Origin of the sequence: Massilia agilis (assembly GCF_024756255.1) — a bacterium.
Lineage (GTDB): Bacteria > Pseudomonadota > Gammaproteobacteria > Burkholderiales > Burkholderiaceae_D > Telluria > Telluria agilis.
This window is the reverse complement of record NZ_JANUHB010000001.1, coordinates 228,918-244,967: the sequence shown is the minus strand read 5'-3', so window position 1 is coordinate 244,967 and position 16,050 is coordinate 228,918. Positions and strand designations below refer to the sequence as shown.

Genomic DNA, 16,050 nt, shown 5'->3' with positions numbered 1-16,050 from the left:
CGTGATTTCACGGGCTTTTTTGTTATTTTGTCTGGCACTGTCTGGCACTGTCTGGCAACGATTGGCACGGTTAAGCAATGTTTTTTCATGGCATTCTTAACGGTATGATCTCGCAACGATGCCATGATCGGCGGTCGATACCATGCGAAGGCGCTGAACGCTGTCATGGTATCGAAATTGTGGCGCACGGGGTGACCCCGACGCGGATGCAGCGTGCCCCGCTTCTGCCGATGCGAGCGCAGCCGGGCTACACCCAGATCACAGGCTCCGATCTCACGGGGGCGGTCGGGATGCAACCAGTCTTCGCCTAAAATTTCCAAGTACTTTTCCGGTCGAAGATCACTCTAGATTAATAACTCAAGGAGAATGATCCGGCTTCCTCAAGTACAGCGTTGCCGCAGCGGTTCCGGACAAGTTGAGTTAGCTGGAACCGGAAGCTATCAATGAGCCCAAGTTCGGTAACGAAGTAGCCGCTTGCTTGCAGACAGCAATCGATATTGCCAAACTTAAGGCAGGCGTCACGCGCATTTATCCTAACGAGAAACTTCAAGTTTTCACGAGCTATCGAGCAATGAAACCCGCTTGTGCGTGGATATTCGTTAATAGCGCCCGCACTGATTTCGCATTGCTCTGCGCGGCCGTCGTTCACGAAATTAGAAACGACGGCAAGCCACTCTTCAAGTTGAGCAACCGAAATCTCACATTCGATAAAGGTGTGCAGGCTGGGCCTGTTCAGGCTCGCCTGAAGGAGCCCAAGGCCCGGCTCGGTTTCTTGATAAGAGAGTACGAAGCTTGCCGTCATATAGTCCAAAAAACTAGCATTTGGATCAGTTTTGCTTGATTCCCAGACAGCCGTATTCGAAAGAATTTTTAAATTTTACTTGTTGTATCACGCGTGTGTTGTCATTGTACATGTAATGGATCTGGATGCGGAAAACGTAGACAACATTCGTTTCACGATTCCAAGAGTGCTTGATATTTTCGGTCTGCCACTTGTGCCAGCCTGGCCCTGAGTATAGCGGGTCATTTAGCGTAATCGGGACGATCGTGCCAACTGGGCCATCATGTGTGACTTTTGATATCGTTTCATCCGCGAAGAGAACTTCGTTAAGACAGCCAGCGCTGAAGCGATTGTTGGACATGGCCTTTCCTCTGGTTTTTGAAAGGTCGCGAGGCGATTTGCCGGAAGCGACCTCGGTTGGCAATCTGATGGAAATGTCGGAGCGGGCAGGGACCTGCAAGCAGGTTTGCTCAGCTTAAGCGGGTCGAAGGTGCCCTGTACCACGTCACGACGAGGGGCGACCGCCGCCAGGCGATTTACCGCGATGATGCAGATCGAGCAGCGACGGGCTCAGGTCCGGCAAGGCGAGCAGCGACGGCGTTAGGTCCAGCAGCGACGGGGTCACAGCAGCGACGGGGGCACAGCACGGCAGCAGAGACGGGGTCAGGTCCGGCAAAGGAAGCGACGGGATCAGGTCCGGCAAAGCGACAAACTGGAACTCAGACGAAGTATCCAGCGCGCCAAGGGCGCCATGGGCCAGATCAGGCAAGGCAACAAACTTGAACTCAGGACAAATGTACGAAGACATGCGCTATATTGTCGAGCGCAGTGCATAGGCAGCTGTTCGCCAATTAAGGCGCGCTGAGCGCCGAGGTGAAGGCCGAGCTGCAACTCAAGCGCATCTGGACGGTCGGCGCGGACGACGACCTTTGAGCCGACGGCCGCATCAGTCGTCGCCGAGTCGCCGGAAGTCGAAGTGGCGACCACAGGCGAAGTTGCTGCGCCGCGTTCATAACCCAGCGGCGGTGGCGATACGGGATCAGGCCGCGTGTAGCGGAAATTTGTCCCTCGAAAGTTCACGGCCTGTGAGACGGACGTCGCCAGTTCGGTCGCGGCAGCATCTGCATGCTGGACTCGCTCGTTTCATGGCTGACTGCATGAAACGAACGCTCGCGGCCCGCCGCATCAACGCTGGCGATCGCGAACCGGCGTACCTCGATTCTTCCGAACCCTTAACCTTCGTCGAATTTTGCGACGGTCGCAACATCGGAGACAGCCGCCTGGCATTCCAGTTGCGATACCCGTATGCTCGCGTCAATCGAGTGGGAGTGAGCGCGGGGCGGTGAGCAGCCCGCTCCAAAGGTAATTCAGCAGGCCGTTGATCATTTCGCCAATGATCAACGGTCTTTTTATTTCATGCGCCGCCCCGGTGACCCGGCCGCCCGCTTGCTGGCCCCGGTGACAGTGGCCACTATAGATGACGCCGACGGCCCGGCAGCCTATGCCGCGCGGCCGAAACCACCGATAATAGCGGGCTGTATCCTTTTGCGCAGCGGTTTGGAATTCCCACATGGAAATTAAGGTTAACTTTCTCGACAAGCTACGTCTTGAAGCCAAGTTCGATGACTTCACGGTGATAGCCGACCAGCCCATCCGCTACAAGGGCGATGGCTCGGCGCCTGGTCCGTTCGACTACTTCCTGGCCTCGTCGGCCTTGTGTGCGGCTTACTTCGTCAAGTTGTACTGCGACACTCGCAATATCCCGACCGAACATATCCGCCTGTCGCAAAATAATATCGTCGACCCGGAGAATCGCTACCAGCAGATCTTCAAGATCCAGGTCGAGCTGCCGCCGGATATCTCCGACAAGGACCGCCAGGGCATCCTGCGCTCGATCGACCGCTGTACCGTGAAAAAAGTGGTGCAGACCGGGCCCGAGTTCGTGATCGAAGAGGTGGAAAACCTGGATGCGGATGCGCAGGCCCTGCTGACATTGCAGCCTGATGCTGACGCGCGTACCTATATCCCCGGCAAGGATCTGCCCCTGGAGCAGACCATCGCGAATATGTCCGGCTTGTTGGCGGACCTCGGCATCAAGATTGAAATCGCTTCGTGGCGCAACATCGTTCCCAATGTGTGGTCGCTGCATATCCGCGATGCGCACTCGCCGATGTGCTTTACCAACGGCAAGGGCGCGACCAAGGAAAGCGCATTGGCCTCGGCTCTTGGCGAGTACATCGAGCGCGTGAGCAACAATCACTTCTATGCCGGCGTCTTCTGGGGCGAGGAGATCGCCAACGCGCCGTTCGTGCATTACCCGGACGAGCGCTGGTTCAAGCCCGGGCCCGGCGATGCGCTGCCGGACGGGATCCTGGATGCGTACTGCCTGGAGATCTACGATCCGGAGGGCGAGTTGCGCGGCTCTCATCTTATCGACACCAATTCGGGCAACGTGGACCGGGGTATCGTGTGCCTTCCGTACGTGCGGCAGTCGGACGGCGAGGTCGTGTATTTCCCGTCCAACCTGATCGAAAACCTGTACGCCAGCAACGGCATGAGCGCTGGTAATACGCTGGCCGAAGCGCAGGTGCAATGCCTGTCCGAGATTTTCGAACGTGCGGTCAAGCGCGAGATTATCGAAGGCGAAATCGCGTTACCCGACGTGCCTCAGGACGTGCTGGCGAAATACCCCGGCATCGTGGCCGGGATACAGGCCCTTGAAGAGCAGGGCTTCCCGGTCTTGGTCAAGGATGCATCGTTGGGTGGAACCTATCCGGTCATGTGCGTCACGCTGATGAACCCGCGCACTGGCGGTGTTTTTGCCTCGTTTGGCGCACACCCGAGCTTCGAGGTGGCCCTGGAGCGCAGCCTGACGGAATTGTTGCAAGGGCGCAGTTTCGAAGGACTGAACGACTTGCCCCAGCCAACCTTCGCAAGCGAGGCCGTGACTGAGCCTAACAATTTCGTCGAGCACTTCATCGATTCCAGCGGGGTCATCTCGTGGCGCTTTTTCAGCGCCAAAGCGGATTTTGATTTCGTCGAATGGGATTTCACCGGCGAGGGCGAGAATTCCAACGCACAGGAAGCCGCAACCCTGCTCGGCATCCTCGACGAGATGGGCAAAAATGTCTACATGGCGGTGTACGATCAGCTGGGCGCGACGGCCTGCCGGATCCTGGTGCCCGGCTATTCGGAAGTTTATCCGGTCGAAGATCTCGTCTGGGATAACACCAACAAGGCGCTGTTGTTCCGCGCCGATATCCTGAACCTGCATCGCCTGGACGATGCCGCCCTGGCGGCGCTGCTGGATCGCCTCGAGAACAACGAGCTGGATGAGTACTCCGACATCGCCACGCTGATCGGCATTAAATTCGACGAGAATACGGAATGGGGGCAGTTGACCGTCCTCGAGTTGAAGCTGCTGATTCACCTCGCCTTGCAGCAATTGGAAGAGGCGCACGAATTGGTGGGGGCCTTCCTGCAGTACAACGACAATACCGTCGAGCGCCGATTGTTTTGTCAGGCGCTGAACGTGGTACTGGAGGTGGTGCTCGACGACGACCTCGACTTGGACGATTACGTGGTCAACTTCCGCCGCATGTATGGCAACCCGCGGATGGACGCGGCGCTGGGCTCGGTGGACGGCAGCGTGCGCTTCTTCGGGCTGACGCCGACGAACATGCAGCTGGAAGGGCTCGACAAGCATCACCGTCTGATGGATAGCTACAGGAAACTGCACAAGGCGCGCGCCGTCGGATAAGCCACGCATGTCCAACGCAGCGCTGACCGTTTCGCGGATTCTCCACGCCGGTTACCTATTCGAATGCGACGGCACGCGCATCGCATTCGATACCATCTTCGAAAACCCATTCAGCCGCAACTGCCACGCATTTCCCGACGTGCGTTTCGACGAAGATCAGATTCGGCGCCAGCGCTTCGACGCGGTATTCATTTCGCACTTTCACGACGATCACTGTTCGCTCGAGAGCCTGGATCTGCTGGACCGCGCCACGCCACTCCACATCTACTGCATCTTCGACGAGCTGTTCGACATGGTGCGCCAACTCGGTTTCACCAGCGTACATCCATTGCGCCTGAATGTGCCGGTGGCTGTGGGCCCGTTCGTGGTGGTGCCGCGCGAAGCCATGGATGCCGATGTCGACTCCATGTTCCAGGTGAAGGCTGCCGGGCTGAACGTATTGAACGTCGTCGATTCCTGGATCGACGACACCACGCTCGCCCAGCTGGTTCGGGAAGGGCCATGGGATATGGTACTGTGGCCGTTCCAGACGATGCGCGAGATCGAAGTGCTGGCGCCATCGCGCGCGGTACCGGCGCCCCCGTCGCTTCCGCAGGAGTGGATTGACCAGCTGCGCGCACTCGACCCGCGTTACGTCGTCCCGAGCTCGTGCCAGTTTTTGCAGGAACCATGGTCGTGGTACAACCGCGCCTTCTTCCCGATTTCCTATGCCCGGTTTGCGCGCGAAGTATCGGCGGCGCTGCCGACGGCCCAGGTGGTGCGCCTCGATCCTTCGGTTTCGGTGCTGATGGACGCCACCTCGCTGCGCCCGGCGCCGCCGTTATCGTGGGTGATCCCGGTCGGGGAGCAGGATGTCGATTACGCATACGAAGGCCTTGCAGGCGTGCCGGACACCGCCGATATCGCACGACGCTTCGCACCGCTGACCGAGCTGCAGCATGCGCGCATCATGGATTACTGCCGCGCGGGCCTGCTCGAAAAATATGGCGCGGTGGATGCCTCGTCCGACTATTTCGACCGGCCCCGCATCTGGCAACTGTCGATCTACGACCACGCAGGCCAGGTCACGCGCTTCCGCTACCGTTTGGAGCCCGGCGGTGCGGCGCATCCCGATGATGGAAGCGCACCGCTGGGCTGGACCACCGACATTCCGGCCGCGAAGCTCTATGCCGCGCTGGAGCTGGGCGAGTCGCTCACGTCGATGTACATGCGCATCAACGACACGGTTTTCGATGCCGCCATTGAGCGCGAGCTGACGCACGCGGAGGTGGTCGACGATCCGCTGATCCGCTGCTTGTTCAGCGACGCCTTCGGAGCCTACCAGGCGGCCCAGTTGCACCGGCTGCTGGCCCGCGCGCCCTGGCCAATGAACAGTCACCCGTAGATCAGAATAGACAATGTCCACATATCACGACGACGGGCAAGCGTCCGGCACGACGCGCCTGCCACCCCGTCCGCCGGCCCCGGACTCTACCTCGGCCGACGAAGCGCTCGCCCGCAAGCAGGCGCGCGAGCGCAGGGACGCCCAGATCCGGGGCGTCACCTCAATCGATGCGATGCGCGATGCGCTCAAACGCGCTGCACGAAGCTTGCCTTCCATCGACGCGGTCCAGCGCCTTGGCCGGCTCGACGCCGGCGCCTTCGAGCAGCGCGCCGCCCAAGGCCTGCCGTTCCTGATTCCCGGTCTGGCCCGTCGCTGGCCACTCTCCGCGCTCACGCCGCAAACGCTGCGCGAGCGCTTCGCGACGCTGCCGGTGCGGGCGCGTGTCGGCGACTACGTCAACACGGCGTTTGCCCCCGACCGGGCCATGCACGACATGTCGATGCTCGAATACCTGGACCTGGTGGCAGCGGGAACGCCCGGGTTGCCTCCCTATCTGGGCAACCTGGAACTGCGCGAACTGAACCGTTTTTGTTACTGGCCCGCATATCTTGCGAAGCCCGGGCCGCCGCGCTTCTGGCTGGGCCCGGCGGGTACGGTGACGCCGCTGCATGCGGACTACGACGACAACCTCTTCGTGCAGGTATGGGGATCGAAGCGGATCCTCCTGGCGCCGCCGCACCATGACGAGTTCCTCTATCCGCGCGAGGCGAATGCGCTGCTGTTCGGTTCGCCGTTCGACCCCGAAGCGCCGGACTTCGACAAATTCCCGTTGGCGCGCCGCGCGTCGATCATCGAATGCACTGTCGATCCCGGCGACCTGCTGTATGTGCCGGCCGGATGGTACCACCAGGTGCGCGCGCTGACGTTTTCACTGTCCACCAACCGCTGGTCGCGGGCGATGCCGTTGGCGCTCGACGGTGTTGGGCGCGAGAACGCCGGGAGATGAACTGAATCCGCCGTATGAAGCGTTACCCGGCCAATGCAGACCGGGCTCCCCCGATCAGTCGACGCCCGCCTCTTCGATTTCGCTTTGTGAGTAGCGTCTGGGTGGCATGCCGACGTGGCGGGTGAATGCGACACCGAACGCACTGACCGACCCATAGCCCACGCGTTCCGCGATGTCCGCGATCTTCAGTTCCCGGCGCCGCAGCAGCTGCCTGGCGAGCGCCATGCGCCAGGCCAGCAGGTATGCCATCGGCGCCACGCCGACGGCCTGGCTGAAACGCTCGAAAAAAGCCGAACGCGACATGGCAGCCGCGCGCGCCAGTTGCGCGATGTTCCACCGGGCGGCGGGGCGTTCGTGCATGGATCGCAGTGCTATCGCCAGCTTCGGGTCGGCCAATCCGCGCACGAGACCTGCGGACGCGGCAGTGCTCGCTGTCGATCTCAGCGCCTCGATCAGTAGCACTTCGAGCAAACGGGACAGCACAATGTCGCGCGCGGGCCGATCGGCGCGCGATTCATCGCCAACCATCTGCACCAGGGTTGACAGGCGCTGTTCACCGCGTATGTGCACGTAATGCGGTAATAGCGATACGAGCAACGCGGAATCCGGCGAGCCGAATACGCAGTTCCCTACGAGCATGCGCACATCCACCGGACCATCCGGATCGCCAACGCGCACGCCACCCGGTATCGGCGTGACCTGCGTGGTGATCACTTCATCCGCGCGCGGCGGCTGGCGGTCGAGGCTCGACGTTGCGAAGTTGCCGGCAGCGGGGACCAAGGCAAAGTCGCCTTCGTTCAGCGTGATCGTCTCGCTGCCCGACTCCCCGTCCACCGTCAGATGGCAACCGCCTTCGAGTACGACGAAATAGAACGGGCGCCCCGTTTCCGTGCGGCGCACGGCCCAGGGCGCGGACCCGACGACTAGCTTCGAGAACGGCGCGCCGGGTTCCAGCAAGGACACGACTTCCGCCAGTGGATCGATCATTGGACGATCTCGACAAAAATATGGATGGAAAAGTATAGCCTGTCCTGAAGCTTGTCTCTATCGTAGACGCATTGCCAACTCGATGGAGTCTTGATGTCTACCATGTCCACTGTTCTGATCACTGGTTGCTCGTCCGGTTTCGGCCTCGAAACCGCACGGCTCTTTCTCGACCGGGGCTGGCGTGTCGTCGCGACGATGCGCACGCCGAATGATTGCTTGCTACCGCAGTCGGAGCGGCTTCGCATCCTGCCGCTCGATGTCACGGACGCCGAAAGTATTCGCCAATGTATCCAGGCGGCTGGCCCAATCGATGCATTGGTGAACAACGCCGGCGTGGGCCTGCTGGCGCCGCTGGAGGACATTCCGCTGGCGAAGGCCCGCGAGGTTTTCGAGACCAACACGCTCGGCACAATTGCAATGACGCAGGCGGTGTTGCCGCAGTTTAGGCAACGGGGCGCCGGAGTGGTCGTCAACGTGACCTCGAGCGTGACGCTTAAATCGTTGCCGCTCCTGTCGGTTTATACGGGCAGCAAGGCGGCGGTAAATGCATTCACGGAATCACTGGCACTGGAGCTCGCTCCCTTCGACGTTCGCGTACGGCTCGTCCTGCCAGGACGTTCCCCAGAAACGAGTTTCGGCGACAACGCGCGCCGGTTGATGGGGGAGGGCGTGCACGAGGCCTATGCCGATTTCAGGCAGCGCGTGTTTGCCGCGGTTCGGAACAGCGACGCACCGGTGACGCACGCGCACGATGTCGCCGAGGCGGTGTGGCGTGCGGTAACTGATCCTGCTGCTCCGTTGCGGGTGCTGGCTGGGGCCGACGCGCTTGCGCTGGCGGCGGGACCGGAGATCAACAACAACGACCTCAAGGCGATCGTCGCACGATTCAACCGCGAAGTGATCCAGGACGGCAACCGGGAATCTTTCGAAGCACTCATGGCGCCGGATTTCGTGAACTGGTCGGCGCCGAGCGAGGCGCTACGTGGCGCTGAGACGATGTGGAAGACGTTTTCGACCGTATTGCGCCCTGCAATCGGAGATCTGCAGGTGCATATTCATGAGCAACTCTGCGATGGCGACAAGGTGATCACCCGAAAAACAATCTCGGGCAAGCATGTTGGTCCGTTGCTCGGCGTCGAAGCGACCGGCAAGGATATTGCAATCGATGTGACCGATATCGTTCGCGTACGCGACGGTCGCTACGTTGAGCATTGGGGTATCAATACGCTGGCGGCAGTCGTCGCACAACTTCGGCAAGGGTGATGGAATGTGCTCGCTTTTCAATTACTCATCTGTTTGAGTTTACCTAGGCCGTTGATCATTCGACTCTCGGGTGCAACGGCCTCTTTCCTGCAGAGGTGCGCCATTGGTGGTGCTGTCGGGCGCTAAAACATCACTCTACGCGTCGTGCCATCACAATTCCCGAGTTGTAGCTATCGAAAATGATGTCTGGCTGCCCATCTCCGTCGATGTCGGCAACGGCGACATTGGGTGGGTACATGGTGTCGAAAAGCTGGATGTAGATAACGTCAGAGAATTCAATCCCGCGGTTGGCGTTACCGCCGACCACTGAAAAGAAGTTTGATTGTTGAACGGGGTCGTCACCGACAAGCAGTAGGTCCGGTACGCTGTCCCGGTCCAGGTCTTCAATTGCAAACACAGTGGCCTGGCTTCCGATCGGCGCGCGAAAGTCCCTGCTCAGGCTGCCGTCTGCCATCACGCTGTAACCGAATACCTGGTTCTGCCAAGGACCTGTTCCGATTGTTCCGGCGGAGAACACTAGTTCCGACTTGCCGGTACCGTTCCAATCGATGATCTTCATATTCCTGCAATAGTCTGCTTCCGTACAAAAGCCAAGCGTTCGGTCGGTTTGCGTTGGGTCCGGCGAAAACACTCCCGCTGTCCGCTGAGAGTAAACCAATAGTTCGTTCGTGATCCCCGAGTTATTGGGCTTAGCGAAAATCCGGTTGACGATGAGTTCGCGCTTCCCGTCGTGGTCCAGATCGGCGACGCCGAATTCATAGCTGCCTGCTGGCAGCGTTACCGGACTGAGCATCGCGAAACCAGTCGCCTTGCGCAGAAGGATCTGGAAACCGCCGGTTGCCTGGTCGATTGCTTGCTGGTTGCTGCCCACCAGGTCCATTTTGCCGTCGCCATCCACATCCAGGGCCACCAAATTTTCGGTGTAATTTGTCTTGATAAACTGGGTTGCGGCGAATTTTCCGTCGGCACCGGCCTTGAAAACGCGAATGCCGGCGGTCGCGGGATCGTCGGGACGGAATTCCGGTACAAGCAGCTCTGGCCTGTTGTCGCCGTCGATGTCGATTGGTATCAGATTGTTGAAATACTTGCTGGCCGCGCTCTGGTCAGCGAGAAATTCGAGTTTTTGCGACTTCACGAATTGCCCGCTTGCGCTCTGTAGATAAATGTTGAGGGTGTAACCGTTGGGGGCGAACAGGTCGGGCCGGTACAGCGCTGCGAGCTCGATCAGGTCAGGTCGGCTGTCGCCATTCACATCCGCGACGACGATGCGCGGCAGGTCGCCATTGAACACGCTCGGGTCGGCAGGCGTTAACTTCTTCGATTCATATACTCCGAACACCGTCTTGAAGTTCGCGACGTAGTCGTTTTGCAGCACGCTGCCGTCCGCCGCAGTCGCTCCGGCCTTGATCGTGAGGCGGTAGTTCTTTCTAGTGTGAAGCTTTGTAATTGGCTGGACCCACAACGCTTGTCCGGACGGAGTGACCTTTATCGCAATCTGCGTGTTGCCATCACTCAGCAGAACCCGATCGGCGCCAAGGCCAGCATCGCTCAGGTTTGCGTTGAACGTAAGCATGAGTGCCGCGTCCAGTGCAACGCCGAGCGCTTGGTCAGGCACATTGCTCGCGACAACTTTCAGTGACGCGGTCGGCGGCGGGGAACCAGAGCCGTCGTTTCCGGTGCCGCTGTTGCCTGAAGTGCTCGCGCCGGCACCTCCGCCGCCGCATGAGGTCAGCAACGCAGCGACGAGGAGCATTGCAGAACCAAGTACTATCGTCGGGGACGTGTGCATGCGTATTCCTTGTTGAAATGGTTGAAGGTGGGTTCGTGGATGCTTGGTTCTGAGCCGCACATGAAAGCGCCCGATCATAACCAGCGCCCGCCGCGCCCGCCTCGACACTTCTCAACAACCCGGCAGTAAGCGCGACTTCACGCGCTCGAACAGAAGAGCAAGAAGCTGTTGAAACGCGCTAATATTGACAGTTCGAATACAGTTCGGCTCTGACGACAGGAAGCACGCGTGTAAAGTTTAAAGATCGATCGGCCAGATCTGACCCCAGAGCGTTCGCAAGAGTTAGGAGAACACTGATGAAGAAAAGCCTGTTCGGATGCCTTTTTGCGCTTCTGCTGCATGTGCCGGCCGGCGCCAGCAACTCACTCTGGATCACCAACGTCAAGCTGGTATCGCCGGAACGACTCGACATGGTCGAGCCGGGCAGTGTGCTCATCGAGGATGGGCGCATCGTCAAGGTCATGCGTGGTGCCCGGCAGCGGCCCCCGGCCGGCGCGCGGCGCTTCGATGGCAAGGGATACTTCCTGACGCCGGGATTGATCGACTCCCACGTGCACCTGCAATCGGTTCCCGGCATGAGCTTCGAGCAGATGGGGGAGAAGGCGAAACTGGCGCAGGAGTACTACAAACAGCTTCCCCGCTCGTTCCTGTACTACGGTTACACGTCCGTCATCGACTTGGCGGTATTCGATGTCGGCTTCATCGATCGGCTGCGGCGCGCGCCGCTGCGCCCGGACGTGTTCCATTGCGGGTCGCCGCTGGTGTTGGCCAACGGATACCCGATGTCGTACTTTCCGCCGTCCCAGCGGTTCAAGGTCTTCCCCAATTTCATCTACGATCCGGCTCAGGCCGCAGCCATTCCAGCAGAATATGCGCCGCGAGAACACACGTCGGCGGTGGACGCGGCGAGGGCCAAGGCATCAGGCGCGGTCTGCATCAAGACCTTTTTCGAGCACGGTTTCGGCAGCCAGCACAGCCTGCCGGTGATGAGCCGCGAGGTGTATGGCGAGGTCCGCAAGGCAGCATCGGCCAACGGCATGACGCTGGTGACGCATGCAAACACGCTGGAGGGGCAGGGTTTTGCGGTGAACGGTAACACCGACGTGCTCGCGCACGGCATGTGGCGCTGGGACCGCCTGAACAACGAACAGGTGCTCCCCGCCGAGATCCGCGCGGTGCTGGACCAGGTGATCGCCAAGGGTGTCGGCTACCAGCCCACCATCCAGGTGCTCTACGGACTGCGCGCTTACGTCGATCCGGACTGGCTGGGTGACCCGCGCATCCGCAAGGTCGTCCCCGCATCGCTGGCGGCGTGGTTCCATACACCGGAAGGCAAATGGTTCCGGCAGGAGGCGGCCGGCGGCGAGAGCGACGAGGACGCGCGGCGGGGGCTCGACGTGCCGTTGCGTCACGTGCGGCAGGTCGTCTCATATCTCGCTTCGAAAGACGCGAAGATCTTGTTCGGAACGGACACGCCGTCCGCCCCAACGTACGGCAATTTGCCGGGGCTGAACGGCTACCTTGAAATGCAGAATTTGCGCGAGGCGGGCATGACCCCGGCCCAGATCTTCAAGGCGGCGACCATCAGCAATGCGCGTGCATTCGGCCTCGCGGCCCAACTGGGCAGCATCGAGCCGGGCAAAACGGCCAACCTGTTACTGATGAGGCAATCGCCACTCGAGGATGTCCGCGCGTACGATACGATTGTCACCCTTTGGGTCGGCGGCAAGCAGGTCGAGCGCGAGCAGCTGGCGGCGGATCATGCCAGGTAAAAGGTGCCGTGCAGGCGAGTTCGATTTCCGTCCTCGCCTCCGGATTCAGGGACGGACCCCCAAGAGCCTGGGGATGTTCGGTACTTACCGCTGCGCGCCGTCGCTGCTGCGCGAGGCAGGCAGCTCATCCTGGACTGGCGCCGGCCGGGCCGCCGCCGGGGAAGCGGGCTGACGCTGCATCGAAACTGGTTGCGTCTCCCGCAGCGCGCCGCCGCGAAGCTGGTTGCCAGAGCCGGGCACGGAGCGCGACATCAACGGCCGCTTCACGCCGGCAGCAAAGTCGCTGGGGCGGTTCAATCCGGTAGCCACCACGGTCACTCGCATCGCGTCGCCCAGCGTTTCGTCAAAGACTGCGCCGAATTTGATGATGGCGTCGTCGTTGGTCTGTGCGCAGATCGTGTTCATCACCAGCTTGGTTTCGCGCAGCTTCAGCGTTTCCTCGGATGCGGCGATGTTGACCAGCAGGCCGCGCGCGACGCGAAGGCTCGAGCCATCGAGCAGAGGACACGAGATTGCCTCTTCTGCCGCCTTGACGGCGCGGTCCTCGCCGGAGTGTTGGGCGGAACCCATCATCGCCATGCCGGTCTGGCGCATCACCGTGCGAATGTCCTCGAAATCGACGTTGATCAGCCCGGGCACGGAGATGATTTCCGCGATGCCGGTCACCGCCTTGCTCAACACCTCGTCAGCGGCGGCGAACGCCTGCTTGTGCGTGATATCGTCACCCAGCACTTCCTCGAGCCGGCTATTGAGGATGATGACGAGCGAATCCACGCATCTGGCCAAGGTCGCAATGCCTTCTTCGGCCACGCGCCTGCGCCGCGGGCCTTCGAATTCGAAGGGCTTTGACACGACGCCCACGGTCAGGATGCCCAGTTCGCGCGCCACCTCGGCGACCACGGGTGCGGCGCCGGTGCCGGTGCCACCACCCATGCCGGCGGTGAGGAACACCATGTCGGCGCCCTTGAGCGCGTCGGCGATGATGGTGCGCTCGCGCATTGCGCTTTCGCGCCCGACGATCGGGTCGCTGCCGGCGCCAAGGCCGCTTTCGCCAAGCTGGATTTTCTTTTCGGTCTGGGTGTTCGACAGTGCCTGCGCGTCTGTATTCGCGCTGATTAATTCGAAGGCGGACAGTCCGGAGGACGCCATATGGTTGATGGCGTTGCCGCCGGCACCGCCTACGCCGACGATCTTGATCACCGGCTTGAGTGGGGAATTTTGTGCTTCGGACAAGGAAGACTCCGTTTGAAGTAAGTGCGCTCGGCCAGCCGTGAAACTGGCACCGAGCGCGCTGGCTACTACTGAGTCCACTAGACTACTTGCTGAGGCGCGCACGCGAAAGGTTATAAACGTTACATTCGAAAGCATTTGTAAGAGCACGTGCAATCGCGGCGAAAGCCTCGCGGCAAAGCAGCCTGGCCTGCGGGGCTCAAATCGATCGCTTGGTCCGATCTGGGCGATACTGCAACAAATCGTCGAGCAGGCCGGGGCCGGCCGGACGCCAGCTGAGGCGCTCCCGCGTCAGCCGGCTCGAAGCTGGCAGGTCAAAGCCGACGAACATCGTCATCCAGCCGAAATGAGCCTGGGCTTGTTCGGCGGTCATGGACACCGCCGGAATGTCCAGCACGCGGGCGATGGTTTCAGCGATGTCTTTCATCGGCACGCCTTCCTCGGCCACCGGGTGGTAGCGTTCGCCGGCCGTTCCCTTTTCCAGCGCCAGCCGGTACAAGCGCGCCGCGTCGCGCACGTGCACGGCGGAGTAGCGGTTGCGCCCGTCGCCGATATAAGCCGAGATTCCTGTTGTTCGGGCGACGTCGATGGCTGGCGAGACCAGGCCGAAGCGGCTCGTGTCGTGCACCTGCGGCAGCCTCACCACGCGCACGTCCACGCCGGTGGATGCCACAGCGGCGCCGGCCAGTTCCGATGCGATGCGCGGGTTGGGATGCTCGAGGTTCAGGACGGTCTCGACGCCAGCTTGTCCGGGCGCTGGAATGCCCATGCCCACGCCCGAGGTGATGATCAGTGGACGGGCGGAGCCTGCCAGCGCTTCGCCGAGCGCCGTGATCGCGCGCCTGTCCTTGTCGCAGTTGGCCTCGAAATGCGTAAAGTCGTGGTCGAAGGCCAGGTGGATCACCGCGTCACATTGGGCGGCGCCGGTGCGCAGCGTGTCCGGGTCTTCGAGCGTGCCACGATGCGCTTGCGCGCCCTTGGCGGCGAGGGCGGCGGCGCCGGCATCGGAACGGGTGAGGCCAAGCACCTGGTGGCCCGCGGCAAGCAACTCGTCGACAACGCATGCGCCGATGAAGCCGGTCGAGCCGGTAACGAATACGAACATGGAACTTCTCCTGGATGGGATGCGGGCTGATAAGATAAACAGACGCCCCTTCGCGGAAAAGCAGAGACCTTATACAGGTATCGGAACTAACAGGATGCGCATGCCCGCCACGAACGACAACCCGCTGGGAACCTACCTGAAGGACCGCCGCACCCGGCTCGATCCGGTGGCGCTGGGCTATCCGTCAGCGCGCCGGCGCACGCCCGGCTTGCGCCGCGAAGAGGTTGCGCAGCGCGCCAACGTCAGTCCGACCTGGTACACATTCCTTGAGCAGGGGCGCGGCGGTGCACCTTCGACCGAGGTGCTCGAACGCATCGCGCACGCGCTGATGTTGAGCAGCGTGGAACGCGAACACTTGTTCCTGCTCGCGCAAAACCGGCCGCCGCAAGTACGCTATCAGGAAAGCGAGGGCGTCACGCCGCGCCTGCAGCGGGTGCTCGACGCGCTGGTGTCGAGTCCCGCGCTGGTCCGCACGGCGACGTGGGACGTGATCGCCTGGAATCGGGCCGCCGCCAAAGTGCTGACCGACTACGGAGCGCTACCGCCGGCGCGCCGCAATGTGTTGCGGATGATGTTCCTCGATCCGCAAGTGCGGGCGGCACAGCCGGATTGGCACAGCGTCGCGCGTGCGATGGTGGCCGTGTTCCGCGCCGACGCGGCGCGCGCGGGGGCTTCCGGGCGCATGGCCATGCTCGCCGACGAGCTGGGTGCAGCGAGCCCGGAGTTCGCAGCCATGTGGCGCGACAACGATGTCAGCAGCCTGGGCGAAGGCATCAAGCACATCCGGCACCCGGTCTGCGGGCTGATGGCGTTCGAGTATTCGTCGTTCGCCGTCGATGGCAGCCCGGGCCTGGGCATGGTGGTGTTCAATCCGGCGACGCCGGCTGACGTGGAGAAGGTCGAGGCGCTGCTCGCGGCGTGATGTGCGCACAGCGGCAAGCCGGGGAAGTGGCGAAACAGGGGCATCCTCGAAGTCACTGACTGGTCACATTTGGTCACTAGAGTCGAGGGATTTATTGTTGTTCCATAAACC

General features: G+C 61.3%; 13 protein-coding genes and 1 pseudogene. 7 read left to right on the top strand and 7 right to left on the bottom strand.

Annotation, left to right across the window (positions count from 1 at the left end):
• Window positions 1-349 precede the first annotated feature (349 nt).
• The 3 genes from NX774_RS01070 to NX774_RS01060 all read right to left on the bottom strand — a co-directional run bounded on the left by NX774_RS01070 (window position 350) and on the right by NX774_RS01060 (window position 1,589).
• Complete coding sequence (locus tag NX774_RS01070; protein WP_258820303.1) at window positions 350-802, bottom strand: hypothetical protein; 453 nt, start codon at window positions 800-802, stop codon at window positions 350-352.
• Between the two features lie 25 nt (window positions 803-827).
• The gene (locus NX774_RS01065) at window positions 828-1,142 is read right to left on the bottom strand and encodes a hypothetical protein (RefSeq protein WP_258820302.1); all 315 of its coding nucleotides are present in this window, start codon (window positions 1,140-1,142) and stop codon (window positions 828-830) included.
• Window positions 1,143-1,286: 144 nt separating this feature from the next.
• Window positions 1,287-1,589 (bottom strand): hypothetical protein, encoded by a 303-nt coding sequence (locus NX774_RS01060; RefSeq protein WP_258820301.1) that lies wholly within the window; start codon window positions 1,587-1,589, stop codon window positions 1,287-1,289.
• Between the two features lie 762 nt (window positions 1,590-2,351).
• On the opposite strand from NX774_RS01060, the gene NX774_RS01055 reads away from it, so the two are divergent.
• Genes NX774_RS01055 through NX774_RS01045 form a run of 3 tightly spaced genes read left to right on the top strand, consistent with a single transcriptional unit; the run spans window position 2,352 to window position 6,871 of the window.
• A complete protein-coding gene (locus tag NX774_RS01055) occupies window positions 2,352-4,541 on the top strand; it encodes an OsmC domain/YcaO domain-containing protein (protein WP_258820300.1) in 2,190 nt (729 codons plus the stop codon).
• 7 nt (window positions 4,542-4,548) lie between these two features.
• Window positions 4,549-5,925 carry an MBL fold metallo-hydrolase gene (locus NX774_RS01050; protein WP_258820299.1) on the top strand — a complete coding sequence of 459 codons (1,377 nt, stop codon included), beginning with the start codon at window positions 4,549-4,551 and terminating at the stop codon, window positions 5,923-5,925.
• A 13-nt stretch (window positions 5,926-5,938) separates the two neighbouring features.
• Window positions 5,939-6,871: a cupin-like domain-containing protein gene (locus NX774_RS01045; protein WP_258820298.1), complete on the top strand. Its 933-nt coding sequence runs from the start codon at window positions 5,939-5,941 to the stop codon at window positions 6,869-6,871.
• A gap of 54 nt (window positions 6,872-6,925) precedes the next feature.
• Here NX774_RS01045 and NX774_RS01040 read toward each other — a convergent pair whose 3' ends face one another.
• The gene (locus tag NX774_RS01040; protein WP_258820297.1) at window positions 6,926-7,858 is read right to left on the bottom strand and encodes an AraC family transcriptional regulator; all 933 of its coding nucleotides are present in this window, start codon (window positions 7,856-7,858) and stop codon (window positions 6,926-6,928) included.
• 102 nt (window positions 7,859-7,960) lie between these two features.
• On the opposite strand from NX774_RS01040, the pseudogene NX774_RS01035 reads away from it, so the two are divergent.
• Together NX774_RS01035 and NX774_RS01030 are read left to right on the top strand one after the other, a co-directional pair.
• A pseudogene (locus tag NX774_RS01035) lies at window positions 7,961-8,698 on the top strand (SDR family oxidoreductase); the annotation flags it as partial.
• Window positions 8,690-9,121 carry an ester cyclase gene (locus tag NX774_RS01030; RefSeq protein ID WP_258821419.1) on the top strand — a complete coding sequence of 144 codons (432 nt, stop codon included), beginning with the start codon at window positions 8,690-8,692 and terminating at the stop codon, window positions 9,119-9,121. The pseudogene NX774_RS01035 and the gene NX774_RS01030, both read left to right, overlap by 9 nt.
• A gap of 130 nt (window positions 9,122-9,251) precedes the next feature.
• Here the strand turns inward: NX774_RS01030 and NX774_RS01025 are convergent, their stop codons facing one another.
• Window positions 9,252-10,874, bottom strand: a complete 1,623-nt coding sequence (locus NX774_RS01025; protein WP_258820296.1) for an FG-GAP-like repeat-containing protein — start codon at window positions 10,872-10,874, stop codon at window positions 9,252-9,254.
• A gap of 332 nt (window positions 10,875-11,206) precedes the next feature.
• Here NX774_RS01025 and NX774_RS01020 point away from each other — a divergent pair, with 332 nt between their 5' ends.
• Window positions 11,207-12,682, top strand: coding sequence for an amidohydrolase family protein (locus NX774_RS01020; RefSeq protein ID WP_258820295.1), 1,476 nt, complete (start codon window positions 11,207-11,209; stop codon window positions 12,680-12,682).
• 84 nt (window positions 12,683-12,766) lie between these two features.
• Here the strand turns inward: NX774_RS01020 and ftsZ are convergent, their stop codons facing one another.
• On the bottom strand, window positions 12,767-13,915 hold the full coding sequence (ftsZ, locus tag NX774_RS01015; protein ID WP_258820294.1) for a cell division protein FtsZ: 1,149 nt from the start codon (window positions 13,913-13,915) through the stop codon (window positions 12,767-12,769).
• 196 nt (window positions 13,916-14,111) lie between these two features.
• Window positions 14,112-15,017: an SDR family oxidoreductase gene (locus NX774_RS01010; protein ID WP_258820293.1), complete on the bottom strand. Its 906-nt coding sequence runs from the start codon at window positions 15,015-15,017 to the stop codon at window positions 14,112-14,114.
• A gap of 100 nt (window positions 15,018-15,117) precedes the next feature.
• Between NX774_RS01010 and NX774_RS01005 the strand changes: the two genes are divergently transcribed.
• Window positions 15,118-15,939 carry a helix-turn-helix transcriptional regulator gene (locus tag NX774_RS01005; RefSeq protein WP_258820292.1) on the top strand — a complete coding sequence of 274 codons (822 nt, stop codon included), beginning with the start codon at window positions 15,118-15,120 and terminating at the stop codon, window positions 15,937-15,939.
• Window positions 15,940-16,050: the final 111 nt, after the last annotated feature.